The organism is Pseudoalteromonas phenolica (assembly GCF_005876835.1).
GTDB classification, from domain to species: domain Bacteria; phylum Pseudomonadota; class Gammaproteobacteria; order Enterobacterales; family Alteromonadaceae; genus Pseudoalteromonas; species Pseudoalteromonas phenolica_B.
In genome coordinates this window covers 31,195-47,673 of record NZ_PPSW01000022.1, presented here as the reverse complement: position 1 = coordinate 47,673, position 16,479 = coordinate 31,195, and the positions used below count along the sequence as shown (strand labels likewise).

Annotated in this window: 17 protein-coding genes and 1 tRNA gene; 14 read left to right on the top strand and 4 right to left on the bottom strand. The window is 39.3% G+C overall.

Annotated features, from left to right (window positions below; translation table 11 throughout):
• Positions 1-96: 96 nt before the first annotated feature.
• From serC to pyrF, 8 genes are all read left to right on the top strand, one after another.
• On the top strand, positions 97-1,176 hold the full coding sequence (gene serC / locus C1E24_RS13565) for a 3-phosphoserine/phosphohydroxythreonine transaminase (RefSeq protein ID WP_138482293.1): 1,080 nt from the start codon (positions 97-99) through the stop codon (positions 1,174-1,176).
• Complete coding sequence (gene aroA / locus C1E24_RS13560; RefSeq protein ID WP_138482291.1) at positions 1,176-2,456, top strand: 3-phosphoshikimate 1-carboxyvinyltransferase; 1,281 nt, start codon at positions 1,176-1,178, stop codon at positions 2,454-2,456. Before serC ends, aroA begins: the two co-directional genes overlap by 1 nt.
• Before the next feature lie 154 nt (positions 2,457-2,610).
• Positions 2,611-3,324 carry a (d)CMP kinase gene (gene cmk, locus C1E24_RS13555; RefSeq protein WP_138482289.1) on the top strand — a complete coding sequence of 238 codons (714 nt, stop codon included), beginning with the start codon at positions 2,611-2,613 and terminating at the stop codon, positions 3,322-3,324.
• A gap of 92 nt (positions 3,325-3,416) precedes the next feature.
• On the top strand, positions 3,417-5,084 hold the full coding sequence (gene rpsA / locus C1E24_RS13550; RefSeq protein ID WP_138482287.1) for a 30S ribosomal protein S1: 1,668 nt from the start codon (positions 3,417-3,419) through the stop codon (positions 5,082-5,084).
• Positions 5,085-5,142: 58 nt separating this feature from the next.
• A complete protein-coding gene (gene ihfB / locus C1E24_RS13545; RefSeq protein ID WP_138482285.1) occupies positions 5,143-5,433 on the top strand; it encodes an integration host factor subunit beta in 291 nt (96 codons plus the stop codon).
• 14 nt (positions 5,434-5,447) lie between these two features.
• The gene (locus C1E24_RS13540) at positions 5,448-5,711 is read left to right on the top strand and encodes a lipopolysaccharide assembly protein LapA domain-containing protein (protein WP_138482283.1); all 264 of its coding nucleotides are present in this window, start codon (positions 5,448-5,450) and stop codon (positions 5,709-5,711) included.
• Between the two features lie 2 nt (positions 5,712-5,713).
• Positions 5,714-6,850, top strand: a complete 1,137-nt coding sequence (locus C1E24_RS13535) for a lipopolysaccharide assembly protein LapB (RefSeq protein WP_138482282.1) — start codon at positions 5,714-5,716, stop codon at positions 6,848-6,850.
• A gap of 32 nt (positions 6,851-6,882) precedes the next feature.
• On the top strand, positions 6,883-7,587 hold the full coding sequence (pyrF, locus tag C1E24_RS13530; protein WP_138482280.1) for an orotidine-5'-phosphate decarboxylase: 705 nt from the start codon (positions 6,883-6,885) through the stop codon (positions 7,585-7,587).
• Between the two features lie 108 nt (positions 7,588-7,695).
• Here the strand turns inward: pyrF and C1E24_RS13525 are convergent, their stop codons facing one another.
• Positions 7,696-8,532, bottom strand: coding sequence for a CvfB family protein (locus C1E24_RS13525; RefSeq protein ID WP_171040900.1), 837 nt, complete (start codon positions 8,530-8,532; stop codon positions 7,696-7,698).
• Positions 8,529-9,854: a DEAD/DEAH box helicase gene (locus tag C1E24_RS13520; protein ID WP_138482276.1), complete on the bottom strand. Its 1,326-nt coding sequence runs from the start codon at positions 9,852-9,854 to the stop codon at positions 8,529-8,531. Before C1E24_RS13520 ends, C1E24_RS13525 begins: the two co-directional genes overlap by 4 nt.
• Positions 9,855-10,052: 198 nt before the next feature.
• Here C1E24_RS13520 and C1E24_RS13515 point away from each other — a divergent pair, with 198 nt between their 5' ends.
• From C1E24_RS13515 to C1E24_RS13495, 5 genes are all read left to right on the top strand, one after another.
• Entirely contained in the window at positions 10,053-11,042 is a 990-nt protein-coding gene (locus C1E24_RS13515; protein WP_138482274.1) for a rhodanese-related sulfurtransferase, read from the top strand.
• A gap of 113 nt (positions 11,043-11,155) precedes the next feature.
• Positions 11,156-11,527 (top strand): hypothetical protein, encoded by a 372-nt coding sequence (locus C1E24_RS13510; RefSeq protein ID WP_138482272.1) that lies wholly within the window; start codon positions 11,156-11,158, stop codon positions 11,525-11,527.
• 84 nt (positions 11,528-11,611) lie between these two features.
• Positions 11,612-11,702 (top strand) — tRNA-Ser (locus C1E24_RS13505).
• 49 nt (positions 11,703-11,751) lie between these two features.
• A complete protein-coding gene (locus C1E24_RS13500) occupies positions 11,752-12,123 on the top strand; it encodes a hypothetical protein (protein ID WP_138482270.1) in 372 nt (123 codons plus the stop codon).
• A gap of 65 nt (positions 12,124-12,188) precedes the next feature.
• Positions 12,189-12,806, top strand: a complete 618-nt coding sequence (locus C1E24_RS13495; RefSeq protein ID WP_138482268.1) for an FKBP-type peptidyl-prolyl cis-trans isomerase — start codon at positions 12,189-12,191, stop codon at positions 12,804-12,806.
• Positions 12,807-13,127: 321 nt separating this feature from the next.
• On the opposite strand, the gene asnS is transcribed toward C1E24_RS13495, so the two are convergent.
• Positions 13,128-14,525 (bottom strand): asparagine--tRNA ligase, encoded by a 1,398-nt coding sequence (gene asnS, locus C1E24_RS13490; protein ID WP_138482266.1) that lies wholly within the window; start codon positions 14,523-14,525, stop codon positions 13,128-13,130.
• A gap of 230 nt (positions 14,526-14,755) precedes the next feature.
• Here asnS and C1E24_RS13485 point away from each other — a divergent pair, with 230 nt between their 5' ends.
• Positions 14,756-15,190: an ATP-binding protein gene (locus C1E24_RS13485; RefSeq protein ID WP_138482264.1), complete on the top strand. Its 435-nt coding sequence runs from the start codon at positions 14,756-14,758 to the stop codon at positions 15,188-15,190.
• 92 nt (positions 15,191-15,282) lie between these two features.
• Here C1E24_RS13485 and ald read toward each other — a convergent pair whose 3' ends face one another.
• Positions 15,283-16,404: an alanine dehydrogenase gene (ald, locus tag C1E24_RS13480; protein WP_138482262.1), complete on the bottom strand. Its 1,122-nt coding sequence runs from the start codon at positions 16,402-16,404 to the stop codon at positions 15,283-15,285.
• Positions 16,405-16,479 lie beyond the last annotated feature (75 nt).

Sequence of the window (16,479 nt, the reverse complement as noted above, 5' to 3'; positions counted from 1 at the left end):
AGCGGCTTCGGCCGCTTTTTTTAACTCTAAAAAGCGGGAAGTTATTTATAACGATAACTCAATGCGTTCACAAATATACAGTTTAGGAATGAGGAAATGACGGTATATAACTTTTGTGCTGGTCCGGCAATGTTGCCACCAGAAGTAATGAAAAAAGCACAACAAGAATTTTTAAATTGGCAGAACCTAGGTGTATCTGTCATGGAAGTGAGCCACAGAGCTCAGCCTTATCTAGAAATGGTGAAAGAGTGCGAAGCAAGCCTTCGTCGTTTAATGAATATTTCAGATGAATTTGAAGTTTTATTTATGCATGGCGGTGGTCGAGGCCAATTCGCTGCTGTGCCTTTAAATCTTCACCTAGATGATGCACCAGGTGTTTATGTTGAGAATGGGATTTGGTCAAGCGGTGCAACTAAAGAAGGTGCTAAATTTACCGAAGTAGAAGGTATTAACATTCGCACTGATGTAGATGGGCAATTCGATATTCAGCCAGTTGCACAGTGGAAGTTACCTGAAAAAGCGTCGTTTATTCATTATTGTCCTAACGAAACAATAGATGGTATTGAGATATACGATGTACCAAAGCACAATGCACCTATTGTGGCAGATATGTCTTCAATGATCTTGTCACGTGAAATCAATGTAGATGATTTTGATCTAATTTATGCTGGTGCTCAGAAAAATATCGGCCCTTCAGGCTTATGTATTGTTATCGTGCGTAAAACCTTGTTAGAGCGAGAAGGTTTACCCCGTCCAGCTATCCTTGACTATGCGATTGAAGCAAAGCAGGGCAGTATGTATAACACGCCGCCAACTTTTGCATGGTATTTAGCAAATGAAGTATTTCAATACCTAGAGTCAATCGGTGGTGTTAAGGCAATGGAAGCGCATAACAAGAAAAAAGCAGCGATCCTATATGACTATATTGATAGCTCAGACTTCTATTCTAATAAAGTAGCTACACACTGTCGCTCACTGATGAATGTCCCATTCTGGTTAAAAGAAGATGCTTTAAACAATAAGTTCTTAGCTGAAGCTGAAAACGCAGGATTGCTAGCGCTTGAAGGACATAGATTTGTTGGCGGTATGCGTGCAAGTATTTATAACGCAATGCCATTAGAAGGTATTGAAGCGCTAGTTACGTTTATGGATAAGTTTGCACAGGAAAATAGTTAATGGAACAACTTACCTTAAAGCCAATTAAAAAGGTTAGTGGTTCAGTAACCTTACCTGGCTCTAAAAGCCTATCAAACAGAATTTTGCTGCTTGCAGCACTTGCAGATGGTGTGACGCAAGTCACTAACTTGCTTGATAGCGACGACATCAGGCACATGCTCAAAGCACTTGGGCAGTTAGGTGTTAGGGTGGATCTTAACGAAGACAAGACCATTGCAACAGTTCATGGTGTTTCAGGCAAATTTAAAACACCAGATGAACCGCTATTTTTAGGTAATGCTGGTACTGCTTATCGTCCTTTAACAGCTGTTTTAGCGGCTATTGAAGGCAATTATGAGCTTATTGGTGAACCTAGAATGGAAGAGCGTCCGATAGGTCATTTAGTTGATGCACTAGATTCTATTGATGCAAATATTACTTATCTTAAAAATAAAGATTATCCACCATTAAAAATCTTGGGTAAAAAGCTAGCAGGCGGACACGTTGAAATTGACGGCAGTATTTCAAGTCAATTTTTGACAGCGATTTTAATGGCAGCCCCTTTATTTGATGGTGATTTAAATATCACGATATTAGGTGATTTAGTTTCAAAACCTTATATCGATATTACAATAGGTGTAATGGCAAAATTTGGTGTGCATGTCGAAAATGACAATTACCAGCATTTTGTTGTTAAAGCAGGTCAAGGCTATCAGTCACCGAAAAGCATAATGGTAGAAGGGGATGCATCATCTGCATCTTATTTTATTGCAGCTGCAGCCATCAATGGTGGTGAAATAGAAATCAATGGCGTCGGCAATGCAAGTGTGCAAGGCGATATTGTTTTTGCAAAAGTCATGGAGCAAGTTGGCGCGAAGATCGATTGGTATGATGAAAAGCTTGTTGTACGTAAAGGCGAGTTAAATGGCGTCGATATCAATGCCAATGCAATTCCTGATGCTGCTATGACATTAGCGACAGTGGCACTGTTTGCCAAAGGCAAAACGGCTATTAGAGATATATACAACTGGCGTGTAAAAGAAACAGATCGACTACATGCGATGGCAACTGAATTAAAAAAATTAGGTGCTGAAGTTGTTGAAGGTAATGACTTTATAGAAGTTACACCACCAGAAACATTGAATTTAGTTGATATTGATACTTATGATGATCACAGAATCGCCATGTGTTTTTCAATGGTCGCAGTAGGCGGCCAAGAAGTGATCATTAATGACCCAAAATGTACGGCTAAAACCTTCCCAACGTACTTCGATGTACTTGCATCTTTGAGCACTCATTAGTCTCCCAAGATCTTGAAAAAGCAGGGTTATAACTTTATAACCCTGTACCTCAATTATATTATTTAACAAAAAGTTACAGCTAAAACAGGATCTATTCATAAAACATGATGTATAATGCAGCGGAATTTTTTGGTGAGCATTTCAGGAGGTTTAAATGCAGGCTGCAATGCCAGTTATCACCGTTGACGGTCCAAGTGGTTCAGGTAAAGGAACTGTTTGTCGTTTATTAGCTGAAAAATTGAATTGGGAAGTACTAGATAGTGGTGCGATTTATCGCGTTTTAGCACTCGCAGCAATTCATCACCACATAGAATTAGAAAATGAAGAAGCATTAGTGCCTCTTGCTGCTAATCTTGATGTGCAATTTCCAATCGACCGTGAAACTAAATCATGTAAAGTGATTTTAGAAGGCGAAGACGTTAGCTTAACAATACGTAATGAAGAAGTGGGTGCTGCGGCATCAAAGGTTGCTGCGTTACCTAGAGTTCGTGAAGCTTTACTGCGTCGCCAGCGTGCATTTAGAACCGAAGCAGGTTTGATTGCAGATGGTCGAGACATGGGAACCGTTGTTTTCCCAAATGCAGAAGTTAAGATTTACCTTACAGCGAGCGCAGAAGAGCGTGCTCAACGTCGTTTCGACGAGTTGAATGGTCGTGGGTTAAATGTTACACTAAGTGGTCTTCTTGCTGATATTCAGGCAAGAGATGACAGAGATATGAATCGTAAAGTAGCGCCACTAGTGCCTGCGGAAGATGCCATTGTAATTGATACGACAACACTAAACGCTGAACAAGTGTTTAGTGAAGTTCAAAACATCCTTGAACAAGCCGTCATTAATGGTAAGTTAAAACAATCTCTTATAGCATAGATTTTTAATGTACTGACAGGAAGTCGGTGCTTGTTAAACTACCCCATGCGGCATGGTTGCCAATTGGATTATTAAATATTTAGAGACGTATAATGTCAGAAAATTTTGCGCAGTTATTTGAAGAAAGCCTAAAGGGTTTTGAAGCAGAACAAGGTTCAATCGTTAAAGGTATTGTTATCTCAATCGAGAACAACATCGTTCTTGTTGACGCTGGCCTTAAATCTGAAAGTGCAATCCCTGCTGAGCAATTCAAAAATGCTGCTGGTGAACTAGAAGTTGCTGTTGGTGATGAAGTAGACGTAGCACTAGATGCTATCGAAGATGGTTTCGGTGAAACTATCCTTTCTCGTGAGAAAGCTAAGCGTCACGAAGCTTGGATCCGTCTTGAAAAAGCATGTGAAGAGCAAGAGACTGTTACTGGTATCATCAACGGTAAAGTTAAAGGCGGTTTCACTGTTGAAGTTGATTCAATCCGTGCATTCCTACCTGGTTCACTTGTTGATGTTCGTCCAGTACGTGACACAACTCACCTTGAAGGCAAAGAGTTAGAGTTCAAAGTAATCAAGCTAGACCAGAAGCGCAACAACGTTGTTGTTTCTCGTCGTGCAGTTATCGAGTCTGAAAACTCACAAGAGCGTGATGAACTACTTGCTAACCTTGTTGAAGGTCAAGAAGTTAAAGGTATCGTTAAGAACCTTACTGACTACGGTGCATTCGTAGACCTAGGTGGTGTTGATGGTCTTCTACACATCACTGACATGGCTTGGAAGCGCGTTAAGCACCCAAGTGAAATCGTTAACGTTGGTGACGAAATCGCAGTTAAAGTACTTAAGTTCGACAAAGAGAAGACGCGTGTTTCTCTAGGTCTTAAGCAGCTTGGCGAAGATCCATGGGCAGCTATCGCTGGTCGTTACCCTGAAGGTGCTAAGCTTTCAGGTCGTGTAACTAACCTAACTGACTACGGTTGTTTCGTTGAAATCGAAGAAGGTGTTGAAGGTCTAGTTCACGTTTCAGAAATGGATTGGACTAACAAAAACATCCACCCTTCAAAAGTTGTTTCACTAGGAGACACTGTTGAAGTTATGGTTCTTGAAATCGACGAAGAGCGTCGTCGTATTTCTCTAGGTCTTAAGCAGTGCATTGCTAACCCATGGCAAGAATTTGCTCGTCTTCAAAACAAAGGCGACCAAGTTACAGGTAAGATCAAATCAATCACTGACTTCGGTATCTTCATCGGTCTTGAAGGTGGTATCGACGGTCTTGTACACCTATCTGACATCTCTTGGAACACTCCAGGTGAAGAAGCGGTACGTGAGTACAAGAAAGGCGACGAAATCACTGCAATCGTACTTCAAGTTGACCCAGAGCGTGAGCGTATCTCACTAGGCGTTAAGCAAATTGAAGCTGATCCTTTCAATAACTACCTAGACGCAAACAAAAAAGGTGCTATTGTTAAAGGTAAAGTGACTGAAGTTGACGCGAAAGGTGCAACTGTTGAGCTTATCGAAGGTGTTGAAGGTTACATCCGTGTAGCTGACATCGCTCAAGAGCGTGTTGAAGATGCAACAACTGTTGTTTCTGCAGGCGACGAAATCGAAGCTAAATTTGTAGGTGTTGATCGTAAGAACCGTACTATCAGCCTTTCAGTTAAAGCTATGTTCGAAGCTGAAGAGAAAGAAGTTCTTGAGAAGCTTAAGAAAGAAGAGCCAGCATTCGAAAATGCAATGGCTGCAGCTTTCAAAAATGCTCAGAAAGACTAATTTCGAGTACAGATAGAAAGGGCACTTTTGCCCTTTCTTTTTATTTTGAGGAAAAATTATGACAAAGTCAGAATTGATAGAACAGTTAGCTGAACAACATATTCATATTCCAGTTAAGGACGTTGAAAATGCCGTTAAAGAGATTCTTGAACAAATGGCAGGGTCATTAGCAGAATCTGAACGAATTGAAATTCGTGGATTTGGTAGTTTTTCACTACATTACCGTGCCCCTCGTACAGGTCGTAACCCAAAAACTGGTGAAACAGTCGAATTAGATGGTAAACACGTCCCACACTTTAAGCCTGGTAAAGAGCTTAGAGACAGAGTAAACGCAAGTATTGCTGGTTAAGGGTAGGGTAGCAGTTGGTAAAGATCGCCAAAAAAGGATTGTTGTTAGTTCTAATAGTTTTAGCTTTTGTAATAGGTTCACAAAACCCTTCAGAAGTTCAAGTAAACTATATATTAGCGAGTAGCACTTTACCTCTTGCCACTATTCTCGCAATCACATTTATTATTGGGTTGTTGATTGGTTGTTTAATCGGCACTGCTTCGGTTTCTAAACTAAAATGGCAGAATTACCGTTTAAATAAAAAAGATAAAGTAAACGCTGATCAGATAAATACTTAATAATGATAGAACTGCTGTTTTTACTTCTTCCTGTTGCTGCTGCTTACGGTTATGTAATGGGTAAGAATAGTGCTAAGAATCAAGCTCATGAATACAGCAGAAAAATAACGTCCGAATATAGTAAAGGGCTAAAATTCTTACTAGACCGTGAAGAAGATCAGGGCCTTGAACACCTCATTCAACTTCTTGAAGTCTCTGCTGACTCTGTAGAGCATTACCTTACTTTAGCCAGTTTATTTCGCAAACGTGGCGAAATAGATAGAGCAATCAAAATTCACGAACTTCTTCTTAATCAACCTAATCTAGATGAACGCATCATGTCTGATTGCAGACTTGAACTTGCACAAGATTACATTATGGCTGGCTTATTAGACAGTGCTGAAGAGCACTTAATCATTTTGGTTAAGTCAAATAACACACAAGCCCTAGAGCCTATTATTAATTTATATTCACAAATGAGTGAATGGCAAAAAGGCGTGAATATGTTTGAAGCTCATAGTGACTTATTTAGTAAAAGAAGCCATTGTGCCGCAATCGCCAACTTCTATTGCGAAACTGCATTATCTAGTCAAAGCCCTAAATTAATGGAAAAGACATTTGCACTAAACCATAAAACAATTCGCCCTATGTATGAACTTGGTTTCGATGCTTATAAAAACAAAGATTATGTAAAGAGTATATATTATTGGCGAAAACTAATTTGTAGCTTTACTGATACAGCACCAATTTATATGGAACAACTTGAGCATAGCTATAATGCACTCAACTTGCAGTCTCAGTTTTATGAATTGATCAGTGAGTTATTACCTAAGGGTGGCATGCTCATAAAAATAAAACATTGCCAATCCTTATTAGAATTAAACAAAGCCAACGAAGCGATAGAATTTCTAACTGATAGTTTAAAACGTGAGCCATCAATTAGAGGTTTTAGTTACTTATTAAAACTGCTGAGTAGTAAAAACCACAAACTACAGGATGTATTAAATGAAATAGATCATTTAGTTACATCCTATATTAATACTAAACCAGAGTATCAGTGTCGTCACTGTGGTTTTACAAGCCATAAATTATATTGGCTTTGCCCTTCTTGTAAGCATTGGGAAACCATACGTCCAAATAAAGGCGTAGATGGTTTTTAAGGCTTACTTAACTTTATTCGATTAGGATTATTATGTCTCAACACGATTCTAAAAAAGTATTAATTGCGCTTGATTACGACAATGAACAAGCAGCATTAGACTTTGTTAAGCAACTTTCTCCTCAAACGTGTCGCCTTAAAGTCGGTAAAGAAATGTTCACCTATTTCGGTCCTCAGTTTGTTAAACAGTTAGTTGACTTAGATTTTGATGTATTTTTAGACCTAAAATTTCATGATATTCCTAACACAGTTGCTAAAGCTGTAACAGCAGCTGCTGAGCTAGGTGTGTGGATGGTTAACGTTCATGCTAGTGGCGGTCTAGAAATGATGCAAAAGGCAAAAGAAGCCTTAGCAAAATATGAAAATGCTCCATTACTGATTGCGGTAACTGTTCTAACAAGCATGGATCAGGCACAACTATCACGTCTAGGTGTTGATAAAACGCCACAAGAGCAAGTTTTATACCTTGCCAAGCTTGCTAAAGAAGCTGGTCTTGATGGTGTCGTATGTTCAGCTCAAGAAGCAGAAAGTTTAAAAACTGAATTAGGTGCTGATTTCAAATTAGTGACACCAGGCATTCGTCCTGTTGGCGCAGATGTTGGCGACCAAAAGCGTATTATGACACCAAAGAAAGCGGTCGAAGCAGGAAGTGATTATTTAGTAATTGGTAGACCAATTACAAAAGCCGAAGATCCTGTTAAAGCGTTAGAAGCCATTAATTTGGAAATTAACGCTTAAATTGACTGACGAAACGATAAAAGGCAGCGCAAGCTGCCTTTTTCTTAAAAAAATTTTGTTTATATCAATCCGTTTAACTAAATGATTAAGTGTTATTTCGGATTGGTATTACTGTTCTTTCAAAGAAATAGACTTGGCTTCGATATCAATTAAGCCTTGTTTAAATAAGCCCCCGATGGCTTTTTTAAAGTTTGCTTTACTTGATCCAAAACGTTTCTTAATTTCTTCAGGATCAGATTTATCGCCAAGAGGAATAAAGCCCTCAGAGCTTTTTAATTCTGACAAGATTTGCTCACCTAAATCTTTAAACTTTTGAACGCCTTGCTTTTCAAGTACAACATCAATTTTACCATCTTCACGAACTTGTTTGATAAAGCCTTTTAATTTTTGCCCGATAAACAGTCTTTTGAAAACGGTATTAAAAAACACCACACCTGTATGGCTGTCATTAATGATAACTTTAAAGCCAATATCCGTTTTAGAAGCGACGATTAAATCGACTTCTTCATTTGGTTTATATGACGGTGTTTCATTGTCTAAAAACTTCTTTAAGTTACTCGATGCACAAATACGTTTACTTGCATTATCTAAATATAACTTAACAAGATAACTATAGCCTTCACGCATTTTTGGCTTTTGTTCATTGTAAGGGGATAAAATATCTTTATCGATACCAATATCTAAGAAAGCACCAATCTTATTTATTTCTTTAACTCGTAATAAAGCGAAATCACCTACTTGAGCAATTACATCTTTAGTCGTAGCAGTAGGGTGACCTAAATTATCTTGGTATATGAACACCTGAACGCTATCACCTTCTTCTAAATACTCAGGTACTTCAGATTTTTTCAGAAAAACTTCGCCTAGTTGACCGCCGTCTAAATAAGCACCTTCAGCGCAAAGCTCAGTGATTTGTAAATGTTGTTTTGTGCCTAACATAATTATTCCTCAGTTGGCTTGGGCTTACGTCTTAATGGTGCTGTACCATCTACGTCAAATGGCGCAGGGATAGGCTTTTTATTTTTCTTAATCGGTTTTTTATATGGCTTTTTCTTAACCTTTTTAACCGTATCTTTTGATTTAGGGTTAATTTTTTTGGCTGGTTTTGGTGGTCTAAGGCCTTTAAATTTACCTTCTAACCCTTCAATGACTTTAAAATCAGGGATTTCGTGTAAATATGACTTAATGGCTAGGTAACTCTTCCAATCTTTAGGACCTACAAATGATACAGCAACACCTTTAAAGCCGGCACGCCCGGTACGACCGATCCGGTGGACATATTCTTCGGCTTGTTTAGGGAGATCGAAGTTAATAACGTGTGTAACGCTTAATAAGTCAAGACCACGTGATGCAACGTCTGTGGTCACTAATACTTTAAATAAGCCGCGACTAAAAGAGTCCATGATGTCTAAGCGTTTGGCTTGCGTTAAATCACCCGCAAGACCTACTGCAGAGATATCCATTTCTTTAAGCAGTTCACTAATGCGCTGAGTGTCGTTTCTTGTGGCTGTAAAAATGATGCATTGACCAACAGATTCATCAGTCACTAAATGTTTGAGAAGTGCTTCTTTGTGATCAAGATGATCAGCAAAATATAGCGTTTGCTCAATGTCGTCGTGTTTCTGTTGGGCATCACTCAAAATGATGCGTTTTGGTGCTTTTAAGAGCTGACGAGAAGTGACTTCAACTTGTGCATGATCTAAAGTCGCTGAAAATAGCAATGTTTGTCTTAGACGATGATCAGCAGATTGGTTGATTAAGTTTAATTGTTCTTCGAAACCTAAATCTAACATGCGATCAGCTTCATCGAAAATTAGCAGCTCTAAACCGTTTAATTGCACTGTGTTTTGAGAAAGGTGATCGGCTAAGCGGCCTGGGGTCGCCACAACAATGTGTGGGTTTTTACGAAGTGCTTTAACTTGGTCATTAAAGTTCTCACCACCAAGAATTTTAACTAAAGAAATATTGGTGCTTGCAATTAAGAGTCGGCATTGATTAAAAACTTGTGTCGCGAGTTCACGTGTAGGTGCAATGATAAGCGCTCTAGGATCTCGCTTACTTAATGCTTTTTGTTTCATTATTCTGTGCACTGCAGGCAGTAAAAAAGCTAATGTCTTACCAGAGCCTGTTTTAGATTGTGCAAATACATCGTGACCTGCGATTGCAGTCGGAACGGCCTGAGCCTGAATTTCAGTAGGTGAAACTATCCCTTGGTGCGAAAGTTGTTGAGCCAAGCGGCTATCAATACCTAATTCGGTAAATTGCAAAGTTACTACTCCAAATAAAGTTTAAGCAGCAATTATATCAAACAGAGTTCTGCAACACAGGGATATTTTAGCTTTATTAGTGCATTTTTTTGCTAAATCCGTACAATACCGCCTCCGGCGCCGGATTTACGATCCGGTAGTTAGCTATTAGTCGTGCTTAAGAACTAATAGCCTTATTCAAAGCTAATTAGGAATATTATGTCTGCTCAATATGTTGTATGTGCACTTTATAAATTCGTTTCACTACCAAACTACAAAGAAGTTCGTCAGCCTCTTTTAGAAGTGATGGAAGCAAATGAAGTACGAGGTACTTTACTACTTGCTGCTGAAGGTATTAACGGTACTGTTGCTGCAAAGCGCGAAGGTATTGATACATTACTTGCTTGGTTAGATGCGCAACCAGGTTTAGATAATATTGTTTCTAAAGAGTCTTACGACGAAACGTGTCCGTTCTATAGAACAAAGGTAAAACTAAAAAAAGAAATCGTGACCATGGGTGTCGAAGGTATTGACCCGTTAAAAGTGGTTGGCTCTTACGTTAAGCCACAAGATTGGAACGCGCTTATTTCGGACCCAGATGTTGTGGTTGTTGATACTCGTAATGATTACGAGATTGAAATCGGCACGTTTAAACATGCTATTGATCCAAACACTAAGACTTTCCGTGAATTTCCTGAGTGGGCAGAGAAAAATCTAGATCCTACAAAAAATAAGAAAGTTGCCATGTTCTGTACAGGCGGTATTCGTTGTGAAAAGTCGACAGCTTATATGAAAGAGCAGGGATTTGACGAAGTTTACCACTTAGAAGGCGGCATTCTTAAGTATCTTGAAGATGTGCCAAAAGAAGAATCATTATGGGAAGGTGAGTGCTTCGTATTTGATAACCGGGTAGCAGTTGATCATGACTTACAAAAAGGTCAATACGATCAGTGTCATGCTTGTCGTATGCCAATTACCGAAGAAGAAAAGCAAAAGCCTGAATATGAAGAGGGTGTTTCTTGTCACCATTGTATTGATAATGTCACTGAAGAACAGCGTACACGTTTTGCTGAGCGCCAAAAGCAAATGAAATTGGCGCAAGAGCGCGGCGAAGGCCATATAGGCCATGAAGCTCAGGAAGCTTTACTACAGCGCAAGCAAGCAAAACAGCAGCTAAAAGAAGCACAACGACAAGCTTTAAAACCATAATTAAGAAAGCGCTCAATTGAGCGCTTTTTTGTTGCCCGAGACGGTTGTTTTATAGCCAGTATATTTGTTAGTCTTATAAAGATATTAATAATAATAAAATCATGTGACACTTTATGGGCAATCTATTTTTAAAAGAAAAAGAGAATTGGTGGGTTTGGCTATTGTGGTCCGCAATAGGGGCTGCTCTTTCTTTCTATTCATCTTTTGTCACGGAACAAGTTCAATATCATTTTTTTCCCGCATCATTTTTACTTTTAGTGCTTACTTGGTGGATGAACTATAGTAAACGCTATGAATTTTCTAGAGCTTTTAAAGTGTTGCTTTTTGTCGGAAGCATTTCATTTGCACCGCTTTTATATACACAAAATTACACTCTAGACGAGCTTACAAAATTATTTGTTGATTCAGCATTTGTACTCATTAGCTTAACCTGCGTGAGTTTAATGGGCGCATTTATAGCAAAACGACCAAAGCAGTATTATTAGTAATCAAACAATTCAATATTGGTTCTTTTTTTAAAATAGTACTTTACAAGGTTTATAAAACTCTCTATTATTCGCGCCAACAACGGAGAGATGGCTGAGTGGTTGAAAGCACCGGTCTTGAAAACCGGCATACGTTAATAGCGTATCTAGGGTTCAAATCCCTATCTCTCCGCCACCTCATTCCCAAAACCGCCTTTAGGCGGTTTTTTTCGTTTGGAGGAAGTATGAAACTTGATTTGGTAAAGCGTTTTTCTCTTTGGATCATTTTTAGTTTTTTCTATGTCAGTGGCTTGGAAATGGCATTGCAATTATCAATCGATGCACAACAAGACCCGAACCTTCTTAACACCGTTCTCTACACATTTCTGTTTAATCTATTAGTTGGTCACTTAATTGTGAAGTACGAAAAAGTATGGCCAATATTCTGCGCAATGATAGTTGGTGCTTTTGGTATTATTGGCTTTGGATATTTTTTCACAGAGCAACTTATCGACTACAGCAAAGAGTTAAAACTTGCCTTGGTATTAAGCTTACCGTTTGCAACATTTGTTGTGATAGAGCTCAAGAAATTAATGGATAAGCAGCAAGCAGAGTAACCTTTATCTCAATCTGCAGTGTGTTACACTGCAACATTCTTTAAATTAAAAAAGCGAAAATTTACATGTCTGATTTATTTAATACAGGTGCAGAAAAAGCAAGCTACGGTATCGGTCTACAAATGGGCGAACAGCTTAAAGCTAACCCTTTCGACGGACTAAACCTTCACTCAGTGTTTGAAGGTATGAAAGATGCGTATGCTGGTGAAGCACTTCGTGTTGAAATCCCTGAGATTCAAGCTGCATTTGAAGCAATCAATGCAGAAATTCAAAAACGTCGCGAAGAAGAAGCTAAAGTTTTAGCTGCTGAAGGTACGGCTTTCCTAGAAGACAACGCTAAGCGTGCAGAAGTAACTGTTACTGAGTCAGGCTTACAATATGAAGTTCTAGCAACAGGTGAAGGTGACAAGCCAGCTGCAGATTCAACTGTACGTGTTCATTACCACGGTACATTAATCAACGGTACAGTTTTCGACAGCTCTGTTGAACGTGGTCAACCTGCTGAGTTCCCAGTAAACGGTGTTATCAAAGGTTGGACTGAAGCACTTCAACTAATGGCGCCTGGTGCTAAATTCCGTCTATATATCCCGCATGACCTAGCATATGGTGAGCGTGGTGCTGGTGCATCAATCGCACCATTCTCAACACTAGTATTCGATGTTGAGCTATTAGAAGTTCTTTAATTAAGAATTTACCACTTTTTCAATTTCACTCAGTGAATTGAATCAGCTATAAAAATCCTCGTTTTGTACGGGGATTTTTTTTTGCATAAGTTTTTGGTCCATATATTCGTAATACCAATCCGCAATAACACTTAATCATTTTGAGGGATTAAACCTGATGATAGCTGCGTTAAAGATTTCTCATTTAGAACAACTAAATAACGAAATATTTGCCTTGCTACCAACAAGGTTTTCTTGCCTCAAAATAGACCACTTAGTTAAGCGGATTGGCATAACACAAAAAAAGCGCCAATTTGGCGCTTTTTTATCAGCTAATGCAACTTAATAGTTTGCATTGCCTTTAGTACGAGGGAAGGCGATAACATCACGTACATTGCCCATACCTGTCACATATGCTACTAAACGCTCAAAGCCTAGACCAAAGCCTGAATGAGGTACTGTGCCATATTTACGTAGATCGCGATACCAGCTGTAGTCTTCTTTGTGTAGACCCATCTCTTCTAAACGTGCATCTAGTACATCTAAACGCTCTTCACGTTGAGAGCCACCGATGATCTCACCAATACCTGGTGCTACTACGTCCATAGCTGCTACTGTTTTACCATCTTCATTTTGGCGCATGTAGAATGCTTTAATGTCACGAGGGTAGTTTTTAATAACTACTGGTGCTTTAAAGTGTTCTTCTGCAAGATAACGTTCATGTTCAGATTGTAAATCTACACCCCATTCAACTGGGAACTCAAATTTCTTACCACAGTTTTCAAGGATTGTGATTGCATCAGTATAATCAACTTGTGCGAAATCTTTTTCAACAAACTCTTCTAAACGAGAGATCGCTGTTTTCTCGATACGTTGTGCGAAAAATTCCATATCGTCACGACGTTCATCAAGTACTGCTTTAAATACATACTTAAGCATATCTTCAGCAAGGCTTGCGATGTCTTCTAAGTCAGCAAATGCAACTTCTGGCTCTACCATCCAGAACTCAGCAAGGTGACGAGAGGTATTTGAGTTCTCAGCACGGAAAGTTGGGCCAAATGTGTAGATCTTTGACATTGCACTTGCGTACGTTTCACCGTTTAGCTGACCTGATACAGTTAAGAAAGCTTCTTTGCCAAAGAAATCTTCTGAATAGTCAATGTCACCTTTGTCTGTGCGAGGTAAGTTTTGCATATCTAATGTAGATACACGGAACATTTCACCCGCACCTTCACAGTCACTTGCCGTAATAATTGGTGTACTGATCCACATATAACCATTTTCGTGGAAAAAACGATGGATAGCTTGTGATAAGCAGTTACGTACACGTGTAACCGCACCGATTACGTTAGTACGAGGGCGTAAATGTGCATGTTCACGTAAAAACTCGATACTGTGGCGCTTAGCAGCCATTGGGTAAGTGTCAGGGTTTTCTACTTGTCCAATCACTTCAACCGTATCAGCTTGAATTTCGAATGCTTGACCTTGACCCTGAGACTCAACGAGCTTACCGGTTACGCTAACTGAACAACCAGCCGTTAAATTGGTAACTTCATCATAATTATTGAGCGAATTCGGAACAACTGCTTGAATAGGGTTAAAACAAGAACCGTCGTGTACGGCTAAGAAAGAAATACCTGCTTTAGAATCGCGGCGTGTACGGATCCAACCTTTTACTGTTACTTGGCTGTCTACCGCAACGGTGCCTTTAAGTAGCTCCGTTATCGCTATGTGGCTCATCTTCACTCCAATGATTTAGTTACTCTAATAATTATTTAAACTGTCGTACGCTTTGGTACGAGGGCATTATCTTACCTGTGATGAGCAAATAAAAAAACCATTTATGACAACTCTTTTCAGGTCAATTGCACTAAATAACACTCTGTATATAAGTATCATGACTAATTTGCATAAATATGGCATCATTGACGTATATTAAGTGATAAAAATAAGTAATTAGTTGAGAGGCAATGAAGCAAGTTTTTATTCTAAGAGGGCTCCCCGGTTCAGGCAAAAGCCATTATGCACAAAGTTTAGTCGATGAACTCGTCGCAGGTGATGAGACACAATATACGATCTGTGCGACAGACGACTACTTTTATAACGAACAAGGTGAGTATCATTTCGATAAATTCAAGCTATCAGAATTTCATAATTTGAATCTTGCTCGTTATATCAATGCGCTTGCTGAGGGCATCCCACTTGTGATTGTTGATAACACAAATATTAAAAAATGGGAGTTTGTCGCTTATGCACAAGCAGCCCATGCACTTGGCTATCAAATCAAAGAAGTAGTAGTAGGTGAAATCAAAGATAAATCGTTACAACATTTGTATGCTAAACGAAATACCCATGGTGTTGTATTAAGAACCATCAGTAAAATGGCCTATATGTTTGAGTGGTAATCCTTGTAAAAAGGCATTTATCTTTTAGATAGGCAATTTAAATATATATAAAAAAACCCGCTGAAAGCGGGTTTTTTCATTTCACTTATACATTAAGCATTTTCTAGTGCAGTACGTGCATCTACGAATTCCATGTTGAAGCCTTCAGCAACTTCTTTACATGTAATTTGACCGTTGATCACGTTTAAGCCATTCATGAAGTGTTCGTCTTCAAGAAGCGCAGCTTTATAGCCTTTGTTCGCAAGCTTGATGATGTATGGTAGCGTCGCATTGTTAAGTGCAAACGTCGAAGTACGCGGAACAGCACCTGGCATGTTAGCAACACAATAGTGAACAACGTCATCAACGATGTATGTCGGTTCAGCGTGTGTAGTTGCTTTAGAGGTTTCAATACAACCACCTTGGTCGATCGCAACGTCAACGATTGCAGAACCAGGCTTCATGTTCTTGATGTGCTCTGCAGTAACTAGTTTCGGCGCTGCTGCACCTGGGATTAGTACACCACCGATCACAAGATCAGCTTCTAACACGTGTTTTTCTAAGGCGTCAGCGGTTGAGTATACCGCTTTAACACGGTTACCGAATTGCGCGTCTACACGACGAAGAACGTCAACGTTACGGTCAAGAATAACAACATCAGCACCCATGCCTACAGCCATTTGTGCTGCATTGTTACCAACCATACCAGCACCGATAACAACTACTTTAGCCGGTTCAACACCAGGTACACCACCTAAAAGCATACCACGACCTGCATTTGATTTTTCAAGTGCCTGAGCGCCAGCTTGAATTGACATACGGCCAGCAACTTCTGACATAGGCGCAAGAAGTGGTAAGCCACCACGAGCGTCAGTTACAGTTTCGTATGCGATACAGATAGACTTGCTCTTAACAAGGTCTTCAGTTTGTGGAAGATCTGGTGCAAGGTGAAGGTAAGTGAATAGGATTTGACCTTCACGTAACATAGCGCGCTCAACAGCTTGAGGCTCTTTTACTTTTACAATCATGTCTGCTTTTGCAAAAACATCAGCAGCTGTTGGTAAGATTTCTGCACCAACTGCAATGTAATCTTCGTCAGTAAAACCAATGCCAATACCAGCATTTGTTTCAACAACAACTTGGTGGCCGTGGTTAATTAATTCACGAACACTTGCTGGAACCATACCAACACGGTATTCATGGTTTTTTATTTCTTTAGGTACACCGATAAGCATAATAATCGCCTCATATATAAGAACGGGATAAAATTTTCGACTATTATATTGGTCATTAGCTAGTATGTCCTACCT